Origin of the sequence: Gardnerella lacydonensis (assembly GCF_048545055.1) — a bacterium.
Lineage (GTDB): Bacteria > Actinomycetota > Actinomycetes > Actinomycetales > Bifidobacteriaceae > Bifidobacterium > Bifidobacterium vaginale_C.
The window spans coordinates 205,234-229,289 of the sequence record NZ_JBKQXT010000003.1; the positions used below are offsets into that span (position 1 = coordinate 205,234).

A 24,056-nucleotide genomic window follows, 5' to 3' on the forward strand; every position below is an offset into this window, starting at 1 on the left:
GTTTTTTAGAATGTTGTATTGGTTCTTCGTAAAGGGGTTTGGATTTATTGCGCGTTTACGGATTAATCCTACTGCTCAAGGCGTTAACAACATTCCTAAAAAAGGTGGGGCTATTATTGCCGCAAATCATCTTGCTGTGATTGACGATGCACTTTTGCCTCTCACATGCCCTAGGATGATTCATTTTATGGGTAAAGCCGAGTATTTTGAAGGCAAAGGATTAAAGGGTCGCTTTAAAAAATGGTGGTTTACGTCCGTTGGTGTATTCCCAGTAGATCGTTCTGGAGGTTCTAAATCACTTGGGGCATTGAATCATGCTCGTGAGATATTAGAAAATGGACAGCTTTTTGGAATTCATATTGAAGGAACTAGAAGTCCTGACGGAAGATTATATAAGGGACATACTGGTGCAGCTCGCTTAGCTTTAGAAACAGGATGCCCGATTGTTCCAGTTGCGATTATTGGTACTAGGGAATTGCAAAGGCATGGTCAGGTTATGCCTGCAAAGGGCTATACAAAGGCTATTTATGGCGAGCCTATTGAAGTTGAAAAAATGAATCCAGAAGATATTACGCACGATATTCTTCGTGAGCTTACCGATAGAGTAACCAAGACAATTCAAAAAATGAGCGGTCAAGAATATGTTGACGAATATGCTCAAACCGTTAAAAAGCGTATTATGGCAGAATCAGTGAAATAAGCTGATAAATTGTTTGTTGTAGATTATTTGAGTAAAATATTTTGATTCAAATAATCTACAACATAACTCACAACATTTCATACAATGTGTGTGTAGCATTACCTGCGTTATTTGTATAAATCAAATAACGGTTAATGTAACAACTGTTGGGTTTCCGCTTTCATCAAGAACACGAACTTGTGTACCAGGAGCTACAGACTGGAATCTTACCGTGTGCATAAAGTCTCCAAGCGGAGCGGAAACATTTACTTTTAGTCCTAGGGCTTCAAGAGCTTTTCGAGCGTCGTTAGCATTTTTATTGCGAACATCCGGCATAGTAACAGTTCTTGGACCTTTAGAAACAACGACATTGAGTTTATCTCCCCAATGAAGTTGGGCTCCTTTTTCTACAGATGTGCTAATAATTTTGCCTTTTTCAACGGTATCATTGAACTCTTCACTGTATGTTGGAACAAGTTTTGCGTCGTTAAATGCTTTATCCGCATCTTCTTTTGTTCGGTTAACAACATCTGGCATAGAAACAGGCATAGGACCTTTAGACAATACAACAGTAATGTTCTTATTGTGATTCATTTGCATTCCTGGTGTTGGAGAAATTTCTACAACACAGCCTTTAGGAACATCTAATGAATAAACGTCGTTGCTTTCTTTGTGATTAATAGAAGTAAAACCAGCCTTGCGTAAAGCTTTTATAGGATTCTTACCAGTTGTTGATGTTGGATCGATAATATCTTCAGGAATTGTAGATTGTCGTATTCCTTTTGACACAATAACATGAACTTTATTATTTCCGTGTTTAGATACATGACCGCCACTGAAATCAGGATTAGTGGAAATAATGTTTCCAGAAGGTATATTATCGCTAAATTCTTTTTGAACAGAATAAGGAATATTGGATATTTTAAGAGTTTGCTCGTAATCAAACCATGGAATATTTGTGATTTTGCAAGCTTCTTGTGTTTTGCATGACTGCGTATTTGGTTTCGGCAAAGACCAGTAGCTTCCAGGTCCTAGATAATACCAGTAAGAACCAAATGCGATTGCTGCTGCAATAACTGCCGCGCTGCTAACAGCTATAATAACAACTTTATTGTGTAATTTTTTATGATTAGAGTTTTGACTTTTACTGTCAGCGCTTAAATCATTCTTATTAAATTGAGGCGCACGCATAGCAATAGTTAACATATTGCTATCATTAAAATCTTCAAGTTGATTCACACTGTTTGAAGAATTTTGACTATTGGAATAGTTAAAATCAGTGTTACTGTTTTTTTGAACTATTGTCATAGTTGCATCAATATCAGCTGTTTTGTCAATATCAGTTGTTTTGTCAATGTCTTTAGTTTTAGACAATACCTCATTTCCAATATTGTTAGGATTAGAACTACTCTGATTTACATTCTCTTTATTAACTTTATCAGCATTATTTGCATCGCTCGCATTAGGAGGAAGAGGTATGTTAGAGTAATTTCTTTTATCGAATTTATCTGAATCAGACATTCTATTTTCAGTTTTGATTGCGTCTAAAGTCGTATTTAAAAGTTGATCTTCATTATCGTAATTTGGATTAAACTTATATTGCCAATCTTCTTTAGGCATATTAGCACAAATTTGTCTAAGCATACTAAGTGCTTTAGAAGCGTCACTCGGTCTTTTTTCCATTTCTCGAGCAGTAATAGATGCAAGAAAATCAGCTATAGAAGAGTTGATATCGCTACAAATTGTTTTTACAGATGGAGTGTCTTCATGAACATGCTTAAAAACAAGCGTAACAGGATTATCTGCGCTAAATGGAACACGCCCAGCAAGCATTTCCCAAGCCATCATTCCAGCAGAGTATAAGTCTCCTTGAGGAGTGGCAAGATTCTTTTCAATCATTTCTGGGGCTAGGTATGCGGCGGTTCCAAGAAGAAGACCAGTAGAAGAAAGTGTAGCTTGCGATATAGCACGAGCAAGACCAAAATCAGTTATTTGCACGTGACCGCGGTCGTTAATAAGAATATTTTCTGGTTTAATATCTCTGTGTACAACACCAGCAAGGTGTGCGGATGCAAGACCATCTAAAGTTTCCGCGAGAACTCGAAGAGTGTCTTTTAGGCTAAATGTGCCATATTTGTTCATTTCGTATCTAAGATTTACTCCATGAACATATTCCATCACCAAGTAGTCAAGTCCTTCAAATTCGCCAGTATCGTAAACCTGAACAATATGAGGATTCGCTATTGCAGCAGCAGATGTAGCTTCACGCCTAAATCTTGCAATAAATTGCTCTCTATGTATTCCTTGAGCTAGTTGAGTATGCATGATTTTAAGCGCAACTGGGCGATTAAGACGCTCATCTTGCGCTTGATAAACGGTAGCCATGCCGCCTTCTGCTATCTTCCGCATTATGCGATAGCGATTCTCAATACACATTCCTGGTTGCGCTTGAACTTCACTCATGTAGTAAATCCCTTATACGCGTATTAAACCAACTACCTAAAAGTGTACAGGCAATACAGTATCCACTAAATATTTAGTATATCAGTGATTTTACTGCCATTCTCTAGGAATGAATTTGCTAGAAACCTCGTTCAATATGGATTTTCCAAATTCAGATAATGTACTGTTATCTATTTTTTCTTGCGATTCAACCCAAAGATTGTGAATGCGCTTTTTAGACTTACTTATAGCACCACTCTGATTGAAAATGTTAATAATCCTATTAACATCATCTTCATTGCGATTATTAGAGTTATAAGCATCTATCAAAAATAGACGATCTTCGCTTGAAGAAAGATCTAGAGCATCAGCCAAAAGGACAGTGCGTTTACCTTCTCGAATATCGCCTCCAATAGGCTTTCCAGTGTGAGCAGAATCTGAAACAATATCAATAAGATCATCTGCAATCTGAAAAGCAATTCCCAATGGTTCGCCAATATCATTCGCCAACTTAATAGCGTAATTTTTATTAAGTCCAGCAGATAAAAATCCGAGCACAAGTGGAGCTATAGTTGTGTAACTTGCAGTTTTCCAACGAAAAACATTTATTGAGGATTCTGCTAGTTTCTTTGGATTTTTAAGGCTCATCATTTCTATGGAAAGATCTAAAACTTGACCAATACCAACGTTTCTTTGCATATTTGCAAACTCGCCTAAAACTTCTTGAGGATTGCGCAAATTAGTACATGCTTTTCTAGTTATGTCAAAGCTTTGAGTTGCTAAAATATCTCCAAGCATTAATCCAAGTCCAATGCCGATATGCTTGCTATTGCATGCTTTGCTCAATGCGCAATATGCGCTTGGTCTTCCTCGTCTTAAAGCCGATTCGTCGATTATATCGTCATGTACAAGTGCTGCAGTTTGAAAGACTTCTAAAGCACATGCAACATCCAGCATTGCGCAATATGCAGTGTCTTTAGAGCAGTTACCGCGTACTGCATCGAAAGCTTCTAAAGCTAAGTAAGCTCTGAGTCTTTTGCCGCCTTCACTAGAAGAAATTGCTTGTTTCACTACATCTTTAAGTGTTTTATCACAACTAGAAATAAGGTTTTTACAAGCTAAAGAATTAAATTGGTCATAAATTAATTCGCTTATACGCGTCTCTATACATGACTTTTGCGAATCTAAACTCATATTAAGAGTTATCCACATGCCTTAGACATTACAAAATGAGTATTTTTCTAGTATTTTCTAGGATTTTATAGCCTTTAACCACATTGCGTTATTTTTATTGCACTAATTTGTTTCTGCTGCAAAACTCTTATTACCAAGTTAAAAACAGTATAAAAACACAACAAAATAAGGAGGAATTATGCAAATAAAAAGTGAATTGGAAAACAAGCAAGTTTTTGAAGATAATGATCATGAATATTCAACTTTGAAAGAATTAACAAATTTATATGCTGCAGGTATGTTTTGCGGAATATCTGAAGAGTACTTTGCTATGACTTGTGTTGCTGGAAATAGTATAGAAAAAGTGAATATCAGTAATGTTCCAAAAGAATGTATGACAGTTTTAGATATTCCTAAAGATTATATTAACAAACATCATAATTATGAAGATTATTGGATTAAATGTCTTAGAGATTTAACGCCAGATCTTTTTGAAAAATACATAGGCATAGATTATATGAGCAAAAATTTGAATGTTAAAAAAGAGGAAGCTGTATTTTCAAGTTATGATATTTTTGTTACACAATCTATACGAAACTGGCATAACATGGTTTCTAAAAAAGACGGCAATATTGTGGGTTATGACTTAATAATGTTGCCGATTGCAATGCTAAATAACATTAATGTTCGAGATACTCTTCTTGTGTCTTTACTAGACAGTAAAGGCGAGTATTACAACATAAATGATCTGCTCGTGCTAGCTTTAGCTCCACGAGAAAAAGAAAGATCTAAGGAATTAAGAGATTTTCTAGAAGAAAAATTTAACGAAGAATATGAGTTGCCTGATATTTGTAAAGCGCTAGACGTTGTTAACTTGCTAAAAGCTATGACTTATGTTGTAGATAATAATCCTAAATTAAAAGTACAAGTTTACGCATTAATGTCTTATATAAGCTGGTGGTTTAAGCTAGGAGATGTTGAAAGATACGTTTCAATGGCGCTAGAAATCGATCCTGATTGTTCTATGGCTATGATTGTGGATAATGCATACAAAAGTCATGTTGAGCCAGCATGGTGTAGAAAATTCGCCACGCCGCAAGTAGGGAAGCAGAAAAAATCGTCCTTAGAAGATGATTTACTTCTTAAGTAAAAGTTGCCCTTGCCATAACTATGCCTTTGTGGTATAGTGAGATGCCTTTAAAGGGCATAGCAAGGTATGGTGAATGCCTTAATATGGCGGATTACTTTGCGCATAGCAGGGAATCTACAGGAGGAAAAGTTTGGCGAGCGAAGATACATCTATTGTCGATTCCAAGATGGGCAAGGAAGAAAATCAGGAATTTAAAATGTCAGAAGATGTTGATGATCAAGATGTAGATGTTGACGTTGATGCAGACATGGATCCAGATGAAGAACATATGGATTTAGAAGATTTTGATGAAATCCATGATGATCTTGATGTAGACGATGTTGACAATTTAGATGACGTTGACGATATGAATAATCTGGATGACATTCCAGATGATGAAGATTCCGAAGATTCTGACGATAATAAAGAAGAAGCGCCACAAGTTCCACAAGCAAAAGGTGCTTTTATTGTTCGAGATGATGATGACGACGATAATCTTACGCCTTCTGGAAATCCTAAGCGTCGAGTAATCGCCACTGGTGCTACAGCGGATCCTGTTAAGGATTATTTAAAGCAGATTGGTCGCGTGAGCCTGCTTAACGCAGAGCAGGAAGTTGATTTGTCAGAGCGTATTGAGGCTGGTTTGTATGCTCAGCATTTGCTTGATACGCAAATTGACCAAATGGAGTTTAAGCGTAAGCGTGAGCTTAAGTGGGCTGCAGCAGACGGTAAGAAAGCTAAAGATCATCTTCTTGAAGCAAACTTGCGTCTTGTGGTTTCTCTTGCAAAGCGTTATACAGGTAGAGGCATGCTTTTCCTTGATTTGATTCAGGAAGGTAATCTTGGTTTAATTCGCGCAGTAGAAAAGTTCGATTGGAAGAAGGGCTTTAAGTTCTCAACTTATGCTACTTGGTGGATTCGCCAGGCTATTACTCGTGCTATGGCAGATCAGGCTCGTACTATTCGAGTTCCAGTGCATATGGTTGAAGTTATTAATAAACTTTCTAGAGTTCAGCGCCAGATGCTTCAAGATTTGGGTCGCGAACCTACGCCAGATGAGCTTGCACGCGAGCTTGATATGCCTGTTGAAAAGGTGCAAGAAGTACAGAAGTATGGTCGTGAGCCAATTTCTTTGCACACTCCTTTGGGCGAAGATGGTGATTCTGAGTTTGGCGATTTGATTGAAGATACTGACGCAATCGCTCCATCGGACGCTGTAGCATTCTCGCTTCTTCAGGAACAATTTAGACAAGTTCTTGAAACTTTGTCTCCTAGGGAAGCTGGCGTTATTAAAATGCGCTACGGTTTGGAAGATGGTCAGCCAAAGACTTTAGACGATATTGGTCGAGTCTATGGTGTTACTCGTGAGCGTATTCGTCAGATTGAGTCTAAGACAATGTCTAAGTTGCGTCATCCTTCCAGATCGCAAACTTTGCGTGACTTCTTAGATCAGTGATTTTAGAATAATTAACAAGTAAAGTGTCGTATTGTTGCTTTGTTTAGCAGGGATGCGACACTTATTGCTTAGTGGTTGCTTAATATTCGTGTTGTACAAGGGGTAGAAGTGGTCTCTAATAAAGATCGAGAACAGTATGATGCCGACAGTTTGACTGTGCTTGAAGGCTTGGATGCTGTACGAAAGCGCCCAGGCATGTATATTGGCACCACTGATAGTCAAGGTTTAATGCATTGCCTTTGGGAAATCATTGATAATGCTGTTGATGAGGCTTTGGCTGGGGCTTGTGACCATATTATTGTCACTCTTCACGATGATGGTTCTATTGAAGTTGCAGATAATGGACGTGGTATTCCAGTAGATGTAGAGCCTAAAACAAAACTTACAGGTGTTGAAGTTGTTTTAACTAAGCTTCACGCTGGAGCTAAATTTGGTAACGCTTCGTACAATGCTGCAGGTGGCTTGCATGGCGTTGGATCTTCTGTTGTAAACGCTTTAAGCTTGCGCTTGGATGTTGAAGTTGATCGTGATGGTAAAACGCATCACATGGCTTTCCATCAGGGGCATCCTGGAGTTTATAGTGACGCAGATCCAGCAAATCCGTCTCCAGCTTCTCCGTTTAAGCGCACTCGCAAGAACAAGCCTACTGAGCTTGAGGTTATTGGTACTGTTTCTCCAAAAACTACAGGTACTCGAGTCCGCTATTGGGCTGATCCTGAGATTTTTAACTCAACAGCTCGCTTTAGTTATGAACAGTTAATTGATCGAGTTCGTCAAACTAGTTTTTTGGTTCCAGGCTTGCGCATTACTGTTATTGACGAGCACGTGCCAGAAGGCGAATTTAGCGATATTCAAGAGATTGATGTTAGCGCTAGTGATGATGCGAATGCTAATACTAGTGATTTAACAGATGATTTGGCTTTTAATGATGGATCGCAAGCAACCGTAGATAATGAATCTAATGAGCTAAATCAATCTGAATATGAATCAGAAGAATCTGAATCTGATGGCGAATCAGAAGAAACCACTGCGCAATCTGTTGCAAATAGTGAGTCTTCTAGAGAATTGCAAAATAAGCATCATCCTAGAGTGGTTGAATTTTTGCATAACGGCGGAGTAAAAGATTTCGTTGATTTTCTTTCAAAGGGTCAAGCAGTCTCAGATATTTGGCGTATTTCTGGCGAAGATACGTATGTAGAGGAGACACAAGCTGTTGATTCTGCTGGAGATTTACATGCTCAGCAAGTGACGCGTAAATGTGGCGTTGACATTGCGATGCGTTGGGTAAACGGATACGATTCAACGATTATTAGTTTCGTAAACGTTGTTGAAACTCCTGGCGGAGGCATGCACGTAGACGGATTCTTGCAAGGATTGACTAAGCAGATTCGTAAAGCTGTTGAAGATAATGCTCGCAAGCTAAAAGTAAATCTTAAAGATTCAAACACTAAGATTGAGCGAGACGATATTCTAGCTGGAATGGTTGCTGTTGTAACAGTTCGCATTGCTGAACCTCAATTCCAAGGTCAAACTAAAGATGTTCTTGGAACTGCTCAAGTTAAGCCAATCGTTACTAAAATGACGGACGCTCAATTTGGGGAGATGATTAGCGGGTCTAAGCGAGGGTTCAAAGAGCAATCTGCCAGAGTTTTAGAGAAAATTGTTTCCGAAATGCATGCGCGTATTCAAGCGCGTAAAACTAAGGAAGTTACTCGTAGAAAGAATGCACTTGAGTCTGCTTCAATGCCACCAAAGCTTTCTGATTGCCAGCCTGGAAATGACGATGTTGCAGAACTTTTCATCGTCGAGGGTGATTCTGCACTTGGTACGGCAAAAGCTGCTCGAAATTCTGCTTTCCAGGCACTTTTGCCAATACGCGGTAAGATTTTGAACGTGCAAAAAGCAAGTCTTGCGCAAATGTTATCCAACAAAGAGTGCGCTGCAATTATTCAAGTTGTTGGAGCAGGATCGGGCGCAAGTTTTGATATTTCGCAAGCGCGTTATAACAAGATTGTTATGATGACAGATGCTGATGTTGACGGCGCGCACATCCGTATTTTGTTGCTAACGCTGTTCTATCGTTATATGCGTCCGCTTATTGAGCACGGGCATGTTTATGCTGCTGTGCCGCCTCTTCACAGAATTGCGCTCGCTGGAAAGCGCAAAGGTGAGTACATTTACACTTACTCAGACGACGAATTGGCTGGAAAGCTTGATGATTTGCAAGCTAAGGGCATTGATTTTAACAGCGATATTCAGCGCTACAAGGGCTTGGGTGAGATGGATGCGGATCAGCTTGCAGACACCACTATGGACCCTAGAACGCGAATGCTAAGAAGGATTCGTATGGAAGATGCTCAGCAGGCGAGCGAAGTATTTGATTTGCTGATGGGCGATGACGTTCCTCCGCGCAAGCAGTTTATTGTTGATAATGCAGACGACTTTGATCGCTCCAAAATCGATACCTGATTTTGTTTTACTTGTGCGTTAAGTTACTTAATATTTGTAATTTTCTTCGCATTGCATGATGTGTATGACAAATTTTGAATTGTAATTACATTATGACATTTAGTTAAGTTATAATGATTTTATGATATAATTGCGAATACAGGTTTGCTTCAATAGTGGAAGTGAGTCTGGGATTTTGCATTTACTGATTTTCTTAAAATTTGTTTTATAAGAGGGAAAAATGAACAAGAAAACTGTGATTTTATTATCGACGACGATGATGAGTATTGCTACAGCCGCTTGCGCTTTTTGCATTGCTCAAACTGCGAATGCTGCTGATACTTACGTGGATTCTGGCACTTCCACTGCAAAAGTTACTACCCCCCCCCCAATTGAAAATACTTCTTCTCAAGAAATCAATTCTTCTGAGACAAATGGCATAAAGTCTTCTGATCCTTCTGATTCTTCTGATAAAGATAATATAAAACCTGAAACGAATTCGAAACCAAATTCTAATACAAAAACTGAATCCAAGCTTGAAACTAAGAGTAGCGTAAAGTCTGATGCAAAGTCTGATGTCAAGCTTGATACAAAGACTAATGTAAACACTGTCGTTAAGACTACCGCTAAATCTAATGTAGATTCTGTTGAAAATACTGATACAAAAGCTGAATCAAACATTGATTCAAAGTCTAAAGTTAATGAAAACTCAGTTTCTCCAACAATTTTTAATCAAGCGCTTTTTGCTAGTAGTAAGCCAGATCCTAATAAGACAAATCCTCAAATACAAACAACTGAGCTTAAGGTTAGTCTTTGTTGGGAAACCATGAACAAGGATAATAAAAATGAATTTATTAAGAGCAATAGCGATTTTGGTCAATTGAATTTTGAGAGTTGGTTTGGACCAAACTCAGACAGAATTGGAAAAGACGTGAAAGACGCGTTTTCAAAGATACAGTTTCAGATCAAAGACAAATCTGATAATGACAAAATAGTGGCAACGACTGTCGGTACTTATAATCCTGATACTGCTACGAGCGCAACAAAAAGCTTGGGTAGCTATGATTCAACTCATACATATGAAGTATCCGTAGTAAATAGCACCATTCCAAGCCCGTATTATGTGACGTACAACAGTGTTGTTACAGACGAATCTGCTGCCTTTGATTCTGGAGCGACGTCTTTTACTTGGACGCCATCTAAAGATAAGAATAAGCAACAGCAGAACAAATATTTTCGCCTGAATGTCCTGGAAATCGTCTATGCCAAAGATGAATCGGTGGCAGACAAATGTTTCTCATACGAGCAACCAAAGAAGGATGATGTGAGCTATCGCTCCGATGGTAACTGGAATTTTACATACACTGACGATAATATTTTTGCGCGCCTTCGTGTAAAAGATAATAAAATTCAGTTTCCAACGGATGAAAATGGTAAACCTAAGGTTCCTGTTAAAGCAGGTTTTAAGTTTGTTGGTTGGCAGTTCTATGTTGCTAAAAAAACAAACGGTAGGCCATATACGTCAGGTGATCGTATGTGGGACGACGACAAACAGATAATAAACAGTACAACGGTTGCGTACTCACCATTAAATGCGCAGACTACTATCTACCCATATTTGTTTGCTCTGCTCAGGGACAACAAAGGCGTCAATACGTTTGGCAGTAAGCTCGGCACGCAATATTGCTTGACGAATCACACCTTTGTGGTATTTCCAAAGTGGGAGGCCTCGGGTTATAAAGTTACCTTTATGAATGGCGACGCCCAGCTTGCAGAAGTAAAAGTGCAAGAGAACAAGTCGATCGATGGAGACGAATGGACAAGTGAGTCCATGCCGGCTGATCCGACGCAAGCTGATAAAGACTTTGCAGGTTGGAACACTCAGAAAGATGGTCAAGGCGACGCCTTCACTAAAGACTCGGTTGTAAAGAGCGATATGACAGTGTATGCGCAATTTAAGGATAAGGTTAAGCCTGCGCCTGCACCTACGCCGTCTCCGTCTCCGACTCCTGCACCGACTCCTATTCCAGAGCCAACTCCAGAGCCAGAATCGGAGCCTACGCATAATCCTAAGCCGACTCCTATGCCTGAGACGGATGTGACTCCTGAACCTGAGCCAATACCAGTTCCTGACGTTCCTGATGTTCCTTATGTTCCTGATGATTCGTGGATTCCTGTTCCTGAGATTGTTCCTGAGAATCCAGAGTATTCTGTTGTTGAGCAGCCTGTGTTGAATCCTGTTCATTCTTCGGATAAGCCGGTGGGGCATTCTGTTGAGCAGCGTTTTAAGGCTGTTGATGCTGGTGAGGCTTATAATGCTAAGGCTCCTGCTAAGCATTTGCCTGATACTGGTGTTTCACTGGTTATGTCTATAAGTGCTTTGTTTGTGTCTTTGTTTGCTGGTTTTGGTTTGTCTATGTTCAAGTCTCGCAGCAAGCATTAAATATGTGTGTAGTAGGTTGATTTTATGTAAGAATCTAGTTATGTTGTGTTGATATTGTGATTCAAGAATTCCCCCTGTTGTGTAACTTGTATGGTTGTTTGCAGGGGGAATTTGATTTTATTGTGTTTTTGTTTTTTTTTTGTTGTGTTTTATTTACTAGCAAACATATTTTTCGCATATTGGCGAATGTCATCTGGATTTATCATATTGTATTTTTCTTTTATTTTTGTGAAGTATTCGCCGATTATGTTTTTGCTGATTATTTTATTTGATGAATCATTAGTTTTTAGATTGCCGCGAGTAAGTATCCAAGGCTCCTCATGATGCGTGAATCGTTCAAGTTCTTTACCACTGTAGCAGCAAAGATTATCGATAACACTATCACATACTGCTCTTTCGGTGGCAGATAGTGTAGTTGTTAATTCCGCTGTAAGTCGTGTGATATCGCTTTTTTGAGCGTATCTGTAATCAGCTAATTTTTCTGATGTTTTAATTCCTGATATTTCTGTTGTTGGTGAATCTATTGGAGTAAAAGTGTAGTCTTTATAACGCAAATAGACGTCTTTATACACAGGTCCATGAACCCATGCTTGACAATCATCGGTAAATATAAACGATTTATAAAAAGCGAAATGAAAACCCTGAATGTAGTATAAGGATTTTTGCAAGGCTAGGGGAGTTATATCCTCACACTTTATAAGCAAGTATTGTATTACATTGTTTATTTTGTCACTCGACTTATTACTATTAAAGTTAATATTTGCAGAATTATTTTGTGATTCGTTTATTAGTTTTTGAGTTGCCTTGTAGCTTTTTCCGTAGCTAAGCGCGGATTTCAAATTATCCTTATTGCTGATTAATAATTGCAAGTAATATTTCGGATCATTATAAATGCGTAGCAAAATATCAGAATATTGTTTTGAAGGAATGTTTCCATCTGCAAATCTAGAAAACGTTTGTTCACCCCAACCGAGCAGTAGTGATAGTGGACGCTTACCTATTGAGTATTTAGCAGGGATTTTCTTGATTTCGTCAAGTGGAATAATATTGTTTTCTTTACGATACTCGTCATACAATGCTCGAAGATTCGCGTCAATAATTTCGGGTACATATACGGCAGAGCCGCATTCTTTGCAGTGTGCTTCTGTGCCAGTGTAGGAATATTGTTTTCCTTTGATAGATGCAGTCATTGGAACGGATTTTGTTGAGTACTCAACGTCATTCCTGCATTCTTCGCAAAATGTCTTATCTGTATTCATTTATTGAAGCTCATTTCTAAAGTTTATTATTATAATTTACGATTTGTTTTATGATACAAAAAAATAGATGTGTTGATCAAGAAAAAATGCATCTATTGATGCATAAATAATTTCATAAGTATTCTAGAATAAAATCTATTAGCCTTATTATTTTATTTGATTTGTTTTTATATTTTAAGATTATCTTCAAGAAAATGTAAATTGAAAACTTTTATTTAGTTTAAATAAGATGTTGAATCATTTGGTTACTTACAGTATTGCTTATGCTGTTGAATATTGTATCATTTTTATTGTTGCTAATTTTTGTCTTTCCGAGTAATACATGTATTTGCAGTAGGAGTGTTGCATGACTGATTTAGATGCTATTTCTGATCTATCTACAACAGATTGTGCTCTTTGCAAGGAATATAATATTCCCGATGCTGATACGCTTGCTGCGTTTGAAGAAGCTGAGCAACTGAAATATAATCCTAATGCGAAAATTTATAACTCGTTTGATGAATTTATATGTGAATATGATTAATCTTCTTCTTGCAATTATTTATCTAGCATTTATCAGTTTGGGTTTGCCTGATGCTCTTTTGGGATCTGCTTGGCCGACTATGAGCCACGATATTGGCGCGCAAATTTCTTGGGCTGGCGGAATATCAATGGTTATTTCTGCAGGAACTATTGCTTCTGCTCTACTGAGTGACAGGATGACTAAGCGTTTTGGTGCAGGCAAAGTTACGTTCGTATCTGTTGCTTTAACTGCATTGGCATTGTTGGGTTTTTCGTTTGCGCCGAATTATATTGTGCTTATTTTGTTAGCAATCCCGTATGGTCTAGGTGCTGGAGGGGTAGACGCTGCTCTTAACAATTATGTTGCTTTGCACTACGAAAGCTGTCATATGAGCTGGCTTCACTGCATGTGGGGTATTGGAGCTTCAGCTGGACCTTACGTTATGGGTTTTGCTCTTTCTCACGGATTTGGATGGTCTGCAGGATATCAGTATATTGCGATTGTTCAAGTGATATTAACTGTAATATTGTTTATAAGTTTGCCATTGTGGAATAATCGTAAAGCGCATGAATTAAGTAAATCTATTCAGATATCTAAAGAATATTCTAAAACGCTATCTTTTGCGGAAGTTTTGCGCATTCCTGGAGCTAAAAATATTCTTATAATGTTCTTCTGCTACTGTGCTATTGAACAGACTGCAGGATTATGGGCTAGTAGTTACATGGTTTTGTATGGGTCAGTTAGCCACGTTGTTGCAGCGGGATGGGCAAGTTTATTTTATGTTGGTATTACAGCAGGACGATTTATAAGCGGATTTTTGACAATGCGTTTTAATGACGAAACCATGATTCGTCTTGGGCAACTAGTGATGATTCTAGGTATTCTTGTGTTGTTATTGCCATTGCCAAATCATATAGCATTAGTTGCAGGATTCGTGATTATTGGTTTAGGGTGTGCTCCTATTTATCCATGCGTTATTCACTCTACACCGCATTATTTTGGAGCTGATAAATCGCAAGCGATTGTTGGCATGCAAATGGCTAGCGCGTATATTGGATCAATGTTGATGCCTGCAATCTTTGGATTTATTGGTCAAAACGTGTCTATGTCTTTGCTTCCAACATATTTGATTATTTTGCTATCTATAATGTCGTTTATGCATATGCAATTGCTTCGGACTTGCAAAAGTTGAGTATGAGAATATTTTCGTGTGATTGTTTGCTTAATGGTTGTTTGTTTAAGATTTATTAAGATTATTGTGAGTTTGATTACATTTTGTTGCGATTGGAATTGCTATTGCAATTGTGAGTTATAGAATATCTGAAGATTCAATGCTGTTAAATGCCTGTATTATACTTGTTTTGGTGTTGATTCCGTTATTTTGGTAATTATTCTAGAAAATTTGGTTTTGCAGGAGGAAAAATGGGTAAGAGAACCAACATAATTTTGACTACCACTATGATGGGTATTGCTACGGCGGCGTGTGCTTTTTGCGTTGCTCAAAGTGCAAATGCTGTTGAAGCATCAGTGAATGATGGCGCTAATTCAACTGTAAATTCTTCTAACACAAACTCTTATGCTGTAAGTTCTAATAAAACCAGCATGGGGGGGGGGTGCTTCCGATAGCACTTCCGTAAAATCCTCTGAAAGTATCAACTTCTCCAATTCTACTGAATCTGCAAAACCTGCCGAAACCACAAAATCTACTAAATCTTCTAAATCTTCTAAAGCTTCTGAATCTGTAACTGATGCTGAAAATTCTGAAAATGCTATACTTACTCAAACTCTTGTTGATGTAAGCAATACTAATCTTCAAACAAATAATCTTGAAGATAGAAGCGTAACTGCATCTGAAGAATCCAGGGCAGCTTCAACTGATTCAACTACTACAAATGATGAATCTTTAACTTGGACACGTGATGACTTTAATATCACCCCTGACGGCAAACAGATTGGGTACAGGAAAGATATTACTGTTACTGATCATGATGGAAAACCAGCTGGTACAGAAAATGTTATTGTTCCAGGACTTAATGCAAAAGGCCTTGCAAAGCTTAAGAAAAATCCGCATTTAGTTATTCCTGAAGGCATTGAAGTTATTCATGAAAACGCTTTTACTGGAAGTTCAACACAAGTTGGAAGTGAGCATAAACACATTGATGGCGAAACTTATATTGAAGGTGTAACGCTTCCGCAGTCCCTTAAGATCGTAGAATATGGAGCGTTCGGCTGGAATAAAATTAAGGGAACCCTTGTTATTCCTAAAGGAGTTATCTCAATACATAATGGCGCTTTTTTAGCTAATGAAATTCAAAAAGTTGTGTTTGAAGGTGTGATTGATGGTAAGGGAAAAGAGCACGATACAGACTCTAAGCCGTATTATCTTTCTGGAATTGGTACTGTTGCCTTCCAGGGTAATAAAATTACTGAAATTGATGTAAAAGATAATTTGGCTAAGTATCAATTATTCCCATCTAATAATCCACAGAAGGGTGATTCTGTATTTGATAATCAGAATCCTGGAACTTTCAATATTGAAGTAGGAGATGAATATAAAAGTCCTATTAAAATTACGAAAGAAGGTGTCAATCAGAGCATTGGTGTAGTGGAAGGATTCAAAGAAGATGGTACTCCAGTACAGATTGAACATTCATCTTACTTTAAGAAGAATAAAGAAGGCAAATATATAGCAGTAAAATCTGGCAAGCTTGAAGGTCAGTGCCTGTTTTATGATATTATCAACAAACAATTTAGGATAATTGGTATTTCGCACTTTACCTACAACATTGTTCCTAAACCTAAGATCTACAAAGTTACTTTTGTTAATGATAGCAATAAAAATTATGCTTCTGTGCAAGTTAAGGAAAACAAAAGCATAAGTGAAAATAGTGTTGTCGATCAGAAGATGCCTAAGAATCCTTCTAAGAAAGGTTACACTTTTAAAGAGTGGAATGCAGATTCTACAGGTAAGGATAAAAGCAAAATATTTACTGAAAAAACTACAGTAAAGGGTGATATAACAGTCTATGCTATTTATGATTTAAATGCGACTGTTATGAATGTTGCTCCAACTCTTACATTGCAGGATAAGACTATTACCGTTGGTGATTCTCTTGATTTAAATAGTCTTGTTGTCTCTGCTACAGATCCTGAAGATGGAGACCTAAAAAATGAGGTTAAGATTACTAATAATGGTGGTTTTGATAATACAAAGCCTGGCGTTTATGAAGTGACATTTACTTTATCTGATAAAGGGAAGGCAAGTGTAACTAAGACTGCTACTGTTACAGTTGTTAAGAAACCAACTCCAACTCCTACTCCTACTCCTACTCCTACTCCTACTCCAACTCCTGATCCTGAGCCGACGCCTGTTCCAGAGCCAGAACCGAAGCCTGAACCTACGCCTGAGCCGGATGTGATGCCTGAACCTGAGCCAATACCAGTTCCTGATGTGCCTGATGTTCCTGGTGGTTCGTGGATTCCTGTTCCTGAGATTGTTCCTGAGAATCCAGAGTATTCTGTTGTTGAGCAGCCTGTGTTGAATCCTGTTCATTCTTCGGATAAGCCAGTGGAGTATTCTGTTGTTGAGCAGCCTGTGTTGAATCCTGTTCATTCTTCGGATAAGCCATTGGAGCATTCTGTTGAGCAGCGTTTTAAAGCTGTTGATGCTGGTGAAGCTTATAATGCTAAGGCTCCTGCTAAGCATTTGCCTGATACTGGTGTTTCACTGGTTATGTCTATAAGTGCTTTGTTTGTGTCTTTGTTTGCTGGCTTTGGTTTGTCTATGTTCAAGTCTCGCGGCAAGCATTAAACGCAAATATCGCATATAATCGCGTATAAGAATTAAAAAATATTGGAATAAGGCTTCTGAGTAAATGTTTTATAACATAAAGTCAGAAGCCTTATTTTATATGCGATTTTTGATGTAAACTGTATTAAAGGTTTGTTTTAAGAATTATTACTTTGTAGTCAGTGTTCTATTGTGCTTTATCTTAAAAAGGAGGGTTTATGATTGGTAATAAGCAAGAAGTCTTTGACAAAGATAAGCTTGATTTTGCAATATTTTGTATTGAAAATGTTGCTAAGAAGCTTAATCAAAACCCTCGAGATACGTATGATGCTTTGACTAAGAAAAGTAATATTCTTATGTCTTATATTGTTCCATCTTATGATGTTTTGCATACTCAAGGCAAAGAGTATATTACAAATGACATTATTTCCTTTATGCGCGAAAAAGGTGTAAAAGTATGATTGTTTATCACGGTTCTTTTATGCCTGTGGAATTTCCAGATGTATTACATTCGCGTAACAATGTTGATTTTGGCGCAGGATTTTACGTTACATCAATACGCAGTCAGGCTGATAATTGGGCGAAGAAATTTATTAGCAAAGACAAAGATGCTTTCGTTTCTTCTTATAATTTTGACGATGATGCGCTTAGTGAATTATCTATTCTTAAGTTTGATTCATATTCTGAAGAATGGCTTAATTTCATACTTAATGCTCGTTCTGGAAATGATACGAGTAGTTTTGACGTGGTAATTGGCGGTGTTGCGAACGATAAAGTTTATAACACTCTTGAATTGTTTTTTGATAATTTAATTACTAAAACTGAAGCTTTGGGTAGGCTAAAGTATGAGAAGCCCAATAACCAAATTTGTTTTAGAAGTCAAAAAGCTATTGATTTGTGTCTTACATACATAAAAAGCGAGTGTGTAAATAGTAAGTTTTTAGGGGAGTGATGGATTTTGAAGGCGAATCCTATTTTGTTACAAAAGAAGTATGCTAGGGTTGTAAGTTTGCTAGCTGAGCGTGCTGGGTTGAGTTATGAGCAGGCGCTTGACGTGTTTTACCATTCCGTCACTTATGATTTGATGCGTAATGGTATTTCTGATATGCATTGCATGAGCGACGGATATTTAGTTCAAGATTTGCTTGATGAGATGCATAATTCTAAAATGTGTGTTAATGCATGACTTTTGTAATAAATTAAACGATTGCGTTATATATCATGCTTGCATTAGTATTTCGACTATAAAGCGTACAATGTGTATACGTTTTTACATTATCTCGTTATCTATTTTTTAAGAGGGCAAATGAATAAGAGAACTGGTCTTATGCTGACTACCACTATGATGGGTATTGCTACGGCTGCTTGTGCTTTTTGCGTATCACAGGCTGCGAATGCTTCTGAATCTTCTACTGTTGATTCTGCCAATGTTACACAAAATTTAGGTGCTGTAAGTTTTAATTCCGCCGATGGGGGGGGGGTATCTAAATAGCGCTTCTGTAAAACCTACAGAATCCACAGAACTTAAAAAGACATCGGATACTTCGAAACTGCCAAAACTCGCGCAAAATAGTAAGTATTCTGAACCTAATAGTGAAAAGATTCATAAGACCGTACTTACTGCGTCTACTGGAAATATTCTTAAAAACAATTCACTTACTGGCAATTCAAAGCCGCAAAATGTTGCTAAATCTGTTGGTAAATATAGAAGTGTTAATGATGAAACGCCTGTATTTGACACTGCTGACAACTACAAAAAGACTAGTGAGGATGATGACCAAATTAAGTATACTTATGTGAATAATTCTCAAAAAATCACGAATCCATTTCCAGATATAATTTCAGATAACGATATTGAAAAAGCATTTAAAAATAAAGAAGTTTCTGTAGAAAAAATTTATTTTAAGCCTGCTGCAACTTCAGATAATCCTAATCCCAAAAGTGAGCTTATAAAAAATAGATTCTTAAAGAATGTTGATGGGGAATATATTGTTTACAAAGTATACAAAAATTTTCCAGATGACAATAGTGCACAGATTTATTCAAATTATGGAATATCTATAAAAGGTTCCATTGCAAAAGATGGGAGTATTTATGCTGGTTCTAAATCAACGATTACAATTTCCTATGAGCCTTTTACCTTTGAACTTAATGGTTATAAAATTGCTGAGAATTCTAAAAAGTCTATTGATATCAAATGTATTGATTCTTCCTTTAAGAATTACTTGTATCTAAAGCTCACATACAAGTATAAGTTTAATTCGGAAAGATTTAATTTTTTACACAATTATTGTCACCAGGATACCTGTGATAATTATTCATTGTTTTTTAATAGGTATTTTTCTGCAGCAGATGCGCAGTTCCACTTTGTAGATGATTTGCAATATAGAGCTAAGAATCCAAATGGGGTAGATAAGTACGGTAAGTTAAAGCAACGAGGAAATTCTGACACTCATCCATCTTTAACTGATGAAGACAAAAAGAAGGGTACTCTAATATCGTCAGTTCCATTTTACGAAATTGCAGGATTGACGGATATTTCTGGTACTTCTGCTGTAATAACTGATAAAGCAGCCTTCTATCGAACAGATAGTGGTGACGGTAAGACATCTATTTTGTCTTTTGATAAAGATCCAGATATAAAATATGCGAAGCGTCCTACACTTGCTGATCTTACTGGTAAGAATATTCCAGGATACGTGTATTGGGATAATGACATTGATAAGCCTCAGAACAAGAATCATGAGTTTGTGAACGATAATGCTACTAAGGAAGATCCTGGTAATCACTATCTTTCCTTTGCTTATGAAATGAAGGATGGCAAGCCTGTTAAGCGTCTTACACGTAAACACTATTATGTTACTTTTAGAGCAATTCCTACGCAGTTGGTTGTTAAATATAAGAAGTCTGATGGAACATTCGAATCAAATGCAAAGTACGAGCTTTTAGATTCTGGTAATGCGAAAATTGGCAATGAATTTGCTGCTACAAGTGGTGATGTTACTACAAGCAACAAAGAAGCTTTAGTTACTATGATGAAATCGTCTAGTACTACTTTTCTTAAAGGTTTTACTGGTTACTTATCTAATGGTGCTGTGTATTTGATTCCAGGAAACTATACTGTAAAACCTACAGCTCAAGCGCCTGAAGGGTACGAGTGGGTTGTAGATTCAAATAAGCAGGATACCAAAACTAGTGCAGATATTAATATTGGACTTCAAACTGGAAATACTACTGCTCTGCAATTTATTACTTTTGTATTGAAGAAGAAGCCAACTCCTCCTATTCCTGCACCATCTCCAACTCCTGAACCAACACCAACGCCGACGCCTGTTCCAGAGACAGAATCGAAGCCTGATCCTAAGCCAGAGCCTATGCCTGAGCCAGATGTGACTCCTGAACCTGAGCCAATACCAGTTCCTGATGTTCCTGATGTTCCTGATGATTCGTGGATTCCTCTTCCTGAGATTGTTCCTGAGAATCCAGAGTATTCTGTTGTTGAGCAGACTGTGTTGAATCCTGTTCATTCTTCGGATAAGCCGGTGGAGTATTCTGTTGAGCAGCGTTTTAAGACTGTTGATGCTGGTGAGGCTTATAGTGCTAAGGCTCCTGCTAAGCATTTGCCTGATACTGGTGTTTCAGCAACTTCAACATTTGTGATTTCAATCGTATCCCTTTTCGTTGGTTTTTCTAGTTTGCTTGCTGGAATAACTAAACGCAAAAATTAGTATTGTATTTATGAATGTTTTGAGCGAATGCTGATAATTTCCCTCTGATGTTTTATATATCAGGGGGAAATTCGTTGCTATCGTCTTATCTGCTTTCAAACAAATATTGTGTGCGTCTACTTATATTTAATGTTTATCTTTATTGTATAATCAAAAGTGTTTATAAGTTTTGTGGATTTAAGCTTTGCTTAATGGTTGTTTGTACAATTTGTGTAATTTTATGAGTTTTTAGTGAAGAGGCGAAAATGAATAAAAAAACTGCAATCGTGTTGTCAACGACGATGATGAGTATTGCTACTGCGGCTTGCGCTTTTTGCATGGCTCAAACTGCGAATGCGTCTGAAAATAATTCTGCATCAGATGTGAAGCAGAATGTCACTAGTGTTGATTTTTCTAATGGGGGGGGGCTTTCCTTGGTGATTTAGCAAAGTCACAAAGATCCGTAAAATCACAAGAAAATGTGCAGAATGATATATCTGCAAAGTCGCGCGATTTGGCGCAGTCACATGCTTCTAAACAGTCACAAGAAATTATTAGAAAACAGAAGTCTGATTCTGAAGATCATGAATCTAACTTTGATAATGCGGAACCTTCCAGTAGTGAAACTAGGTTGACATCTTCCTCTGACTATAGTGGTTCTGTTGTCGATAACAAATCTGATAAAAGAAGTGATCTTACTGATGCGGATAAACCAAAAAACGATGAAGTAAGTACACAAAGATCAGTTAAAGCAGCAAAATATGATAGGGCGGCAGCAGAGTCGCCTGCTAATGTCGATAAGCAAAGCGAAGTTAAACCTAATAAAGATGGCATATACGATTTTAGTAATGACAAGAATGTAATTAATCCGTTCCCGAATGTTATTACGCCTGCTGAAGTCAAAGAGCTGCAGGATAAAACAACATCTGTTAGGCCTCTGTCCTCTATTCAAAAGATTTTTTATACACCCTATGGCAAGAAGTTTTCTGTAGAGAATGGTCAAGCATCTGGCGATACTAAAAGCATTAATGAGACTATCAATACATATAATGGCAGGCTTGGAAGAATTGATACATTCATATTTTTCCCGCGGGTTGATAAAGAAAGTGTATATACTGCCGATGGTCAATTTTATCCATACAGATCATCCCGCGAGCTAAAAAATCCAGATGGATCAGCAGATTTTGACTTTAATAAAGCTCCCGACAATAAGATCTCATACAGGCTCGAGGTAAATGGGAAGCTTATTGGATCCAATTTGGCTGATAAGACAAATATCACAGTATATATGAGAAAGAACCAAACGTTTATTCATGTTGTTATGGAGGGTGACAACACTCATGAAGCTATTTTTGGCTATGAAGGATTTAATCATGAAGATTCATCTGGAATTTTTGGATATGTCGCCTTTTTACCTGAATGTGGCGCGCAATTTCACTTTGTAGATGATTTGCAATATCGCAAGGCAGCAAACATTAAAGGGAATGATGAGCTTCCACAACGTAGTTCTGGTGAAGCTGATAGGTTCTCTACTAAACCGTTTACCAAGTTGGATTTATCCGATTTGTCTGACGCGAAAAATATTTCCGAAGTTAGGTTTGGTAATAATCAGGTTGTCAGAAATATGTATACGCCTCTTCTAAGCTACGAAGGCGATCCCAAGAAAGATTCTATTAAGCGCCCAACTATGGAAGAGCTTAAAAACGCTAACATCCCTGGTTATCTTTATTACAGTAACGATATTGATACTCCTAATGGAGGCAAATTTACAAAGAATAATACTGATAATTTTGGCAACTATGATTACGGTATCGCGCGCGATAAGGATGATAACCAGTTAACAATCAAACATTATTATGTGACATTTAGACCGATTCCTACTCAGCTTGTTGTGCAATACAAAGATTTGCAAAACAAGATTGAGAGTGGTAAGCAATTTGCACTTTACGTTGGCGATAAGCAAATTGCGGGTGATTTAAAGTCATCTGAGTCTAGCGCAGCTCCAGAGTTAAACGCATTACAATCAATGATAACAAATAAAAATACGGCTTTGCTTAGTGAAGCTGCTGGTTATCTTTCCAATGGTTTTGCTTATTTGTCTCCTGGAAACTACATCGTAAAGTCTGCTGCTGAAGCGCCTACAAACTATGAGTGGGTTGTTGAACCAGAAAATTCAGCAGATATTAATAGTGCTCCAATTGATGCAAAATTTAATATTGCGGTTCATAAGGATAACTCAATTTCTACTCAAAAAGTTGTTACTTTTGTGTTGAGAAGAAAGATTGCTACCGTCAAATTTATAAATGATGATGACAAGAAACCGTATGCTACTGTGAAAGTTCAGCAAGGTCTCTCTATTAGTGGTGATGGTTTAACTGATCAGTCTATGCCTGATAATCCTACTAAAGCTGGTTTTACTTTTAATGGTTGGTATCAGGGTGAAAATGGAACTGGGGATGCGTTTACTGGTGATACTGTTGTAGCTAATAGTGATATGACTGTATATGCGTCGTATGTAAAAGAAACCTCTCCTACTCCTACACCTGAACCAACTCCGACTCCTACTCCTACTCCTACACCAACCCCGACTCCTGATCCTGAGACGAAGCCTGTTCCAGAGCCAGAATCGAAACCGACGCCTGAGAAGACTCCTGAGCTGGATGTGACTCCTGAACCTGAGCCAATACCAGTTCCTGATGTTCCTTATGTGCCTGATGATTCGTGGATTCCTCTTCCTGAGATTGTTCCTGAGAATCCAGAGTATTCTGTTGTTGGGCAGCCTGTGTTGGATCCTGTTCATTCTTCGGATAAGTCGGTTGAGTATTCTGTTGAGCAGCGTTTTAAGGCTGTTGATGCTGGTGAGGCTTATAGTGCTAAGGCTCCTGCTAAGCATTTGCCTGATACTGGTGTTTCACTGGTTATGTCTATAAGTACTTTGTTTGTGTCTTTGTTTGCTGGTTTTGGTTTGTCTATGTTCAAGTCTCGCCGCAAGCATTAAATATGTGTGTAGTAGGTTGATTTTATGTAA

General features: G+C 37.8%; 19 protein-coding genes. 16 read left to right on the forward strand and 3 right to left on the reverse strand.

All coding sequences use genetic code 11. The annotated features are described in order from the left end of the window. Nucleotides 1–10 precede the first annotated feature (10 nt). Nucleotides 11–700, forward strand: coding sequence for a lysophospholipid acyltransferase family protein (locus tag ACJV45_RS04690; protein ID WP_419397753.1), 690 nt, complete (start codon nucleotides 11–13; stop codon nucleotides 698–700). A gap of 120 nt (nucleotides 701–820) precedes the next feature. On the opposite strand, the gene ACJV45_RS04695 is transcribed toward ACJV45_RS04690, so the two are convergent. Together ACJV45_RS04695 and ACJV45_RS04700 are read right to left on the reverse strand one after the other, a co-directional pair. Beyond that, entirely contained in the window at nucleotides 821–3,142 is a 2,322-nt protein-coding gene (locus ACJV45_RS04695; RefSeq protein ID WP_419397754.1) for a Stk1 family PASTA domain-containing Ser/Thr kinase, read from the reverse strand. Between the two features lie 90 nt (nucleotides 3,143–3,232). Beyond that, nucleotides 3,233–4,315 carry a polyprenyl synthetase family protein gene (locus ACJV45_RS04700; protein WP_419397755.1) on the reverse strand — a complete coding sequence of 361 codons (1,083 nt, stop codon included), beginning with the start codon at nucleotides 4,313–4,315 and terminating at the stop codon, nucleotides 3,233–3,235. 178 nt (nucleotides 4,316–4,493) lie between these two features. On the opposite strand from ACJV45_RS04700, the gene ACJV45_RS04705 reads away from it, so the two are divergent. The 4 genes from ACJV45_RS04705 to ACJV45_RS04720 all read left to right on the forward strand — a co-directional run bounded on the left by ACJV45_RS04705 (nucleotide 4,494) and on the right by ACJV45_RS04720 (nucleotide 11,770). Then, nucleotides 4,494–5,444 (forward strand): citrate synthase family protein, encoded by a 951-nt coding sequence (locus tag ACJV45_RS04705; RefSeq protein WP_410311610.1) that lies wholly within the window; start codon nucleotides 4,494–4,496, stop codon nucleotides 5,442–5,444. 130 nt (nucleotides 5,445–5,574) lie between these two features. Continuing rightward, nucleotides 5,575–6,879, forward strand: coding sequence for an RNA polymerase sigma factor (locus ACJV45_RS04710; protein WP_019261983.1), 1,305 nt, complete (start codon nucleotides 5,575–5,577; stop codon nucleotides 6,877–6,879). 108 nt (nucleotides 6,880–6,987) lie between these two features. Then, the gene (locus tag ACJV45_RS04715; RefSeq protein ID WP_419397756.1) at nucleotides 6,988–9,348 is read left to right on the forward strand and encodes a DNA gyrase/topoisomerase IV subunit B; all 2,361 of its coding nucleotides are present in this window, start codon (nucleotides 6,988–6,990) and stop codon (nucleotides 9,346–9,348) included. A gap of 220 nt (nucleotides 9,349–9,568) precedes the next feature. After that, nucleotides 9,569–11,770: an InlB B-repeat-containing protein gene (locus tag ACJV45_RS04720; protein WP_419397757.1), complete on the forward strand. Its 2,202-nt coding sequence runs from the start codon at nucleotides 9,569–9,571 to the stop codon at nucleotides 11,768–11,770. 149 nt (nucleotides 11,771–11,919) lie between these two features. On the opposite strand, the gene ACJV45_RS04725 is transcribed toward ACJV45_RS04720, so the two are convergent. Then, nucleotides 11,920–13,029, reverse strand: a complete 1,110-nt coding sequence (locus ACJV45_RS04725; protein ID WP_419397758.1) for a type II TA system antitoxin MqsA family protein — start codon at nucleotides 13,027–13,029, stop codon at nucleotides 11,920–11,922. A 346-nt stretch (nucleotides 13,030–13,375) separates the two neighbouring features. Here ACJV45_RS04725 and ACJV45_RS04730 point away from each other — a divergent pair, with 346 nt between their 5' ends. From ACJV45_RS04730 to ACJV45_RS04780, 11 genes are all read left to right on the forward strand, one after another. After that, on the forward strand, nucleotides 13,376–13,552 hold the full coding sequence (locus ACJV45_RS04730) for a hypothetical protein (RefSeq protein WP_419397759.1): 177 nt from the start codon (nucleotides 13,376–13,378) through the stop codon (nucleotides 13,550–13,552). Beyond that, a complete protein-coding gene (locus ACJV45_RS04735; RefSeq protein ID WP_419397781.1) occupies nucleotides 13,545–14,723 on the forward strand; it encodes an MFS transporter in 1,179 nt (392 codons plus the stop codon). Before ACJV45_RS04730 ends, ACJV45_RS04735 begins: the two co-directional genes overlap by 8 nt. A 230-nt stretch (nucleotides 14,724–14,953) precedes the next feature. Next, the gene (locus tag ACJV45_RS04740) at nucleotides 14,954–15,157 is read left to right on the forward strand and encodes a hypothetical protein (RefSeq protein WP_419397760.1); all 204 of its coding nucleotides are present in this window, start codon (nucleotides 14,954–14,956) and stop codon (nucleotides 15,155–15,157) included. Nucleotides 15,158–15,302: 145 nt separating this feature from the next. Continuing rightward, nucleotides 15,303–17,342: an InlB B-repeat-containing protein gene (locus ACJV45_RS04745; protein WP_419397782.1), complete on the forward strand. Its 2,040-nt coding sequence runs from the start codon at nucleotides 15,303–15,305 to the stop codon at nucleotides 17,340–17,342. Nucleotides 17,343–17,539: 197 nt separating this feature from the next. After that, nucleotides 17,540–17,782: a DUF3791 domain-containing protein gene (locus tag ACJV45_RS04750; protein ID WP_004125066.1), complete on the forward strand. Its 243-nt coding sequence runs from the start codon at nucleotides 17,540–17,542 to the stop codon at nucleotides 17,780–17,782. Further along, entirely contained in the window at nucleotides 17,779–18,273 is a 495-nt protein-coding gene (locus tag ACJV45_RS04755; protein WP_019261980.1) for a DUF3990 domain-containing protein, read from the forward strand. Before ACJV45_RS04750 ends, ACJV45_RS04755 begins: the two co-directional genes overlap by 4 nt. 6 nt (nucleotides 18,274–18,279) lie before the next feature. Beyond that, nucleotides 18,280–18,507, forward strand: a complete 228-nt coding sequence (locus ACJV45_RS04760) for a DUF3791 domain-containing protein (protein ID WP_004111475.1) — start codon at nucleotides 18,280–18,282, stop codon at nucleotides 18,505–18,507. Nucleotides 18,508–18,627: 120 nt separating this feature from the next. After that, nucleotides 18,628–18,813: a primosome assembly protein PriA gene (locus ACJV45_RS04765; RefSeq protein WP_116438020.1), complete on the forward strand. Its 186-nt coding sequence runs from the start codon at nucleotides 18,628–18,630 to the stop codon at nucleotides 18,811–18,813. Beyond that, entirely contained in the window at nucleotides 18,791–21,049 is a 2,259-nt protein-coding gene (locus tag ACJV45_RS04770) for a cell surface protein (RefSeq protein ID WP_419397761.1), read from the forward strand. The genes ACJV45_RS04765 and ACJV45_RS04770 overlap by 23 nt, the downstream gene beginning before the upstream one ends. Before the next feature lie 245 nt (nucleotides 21,050–21,294). Further along, on the forward strand, nucleotides 21,295–21,474 hold the full coding sequence (locus ACJV45_RS04775) for a hypothetical protein (protein ID WP_009993705.1): 180 nt from the start codon (nucleotides 21,295–21,297) through the stop codon (nucleotides 21,472–21,474). A 35-nt stretch (nucleotides 21,475–21,509) separates the two neighbouring features. After that, complete coding sequence (locus ACJV45_RS04780) at nucleotides 21,510–24,026, forward strand: InlB B-repeat-containing protein (RefSeq protein WP_419397762.1); 2,517 nt, start codon at nucleotides 21,510–21,512, stop codon at nucleotides 24,024–24,026. Nucleotides 24,027–24,056 lie beyond the last annotated feature (30 nt).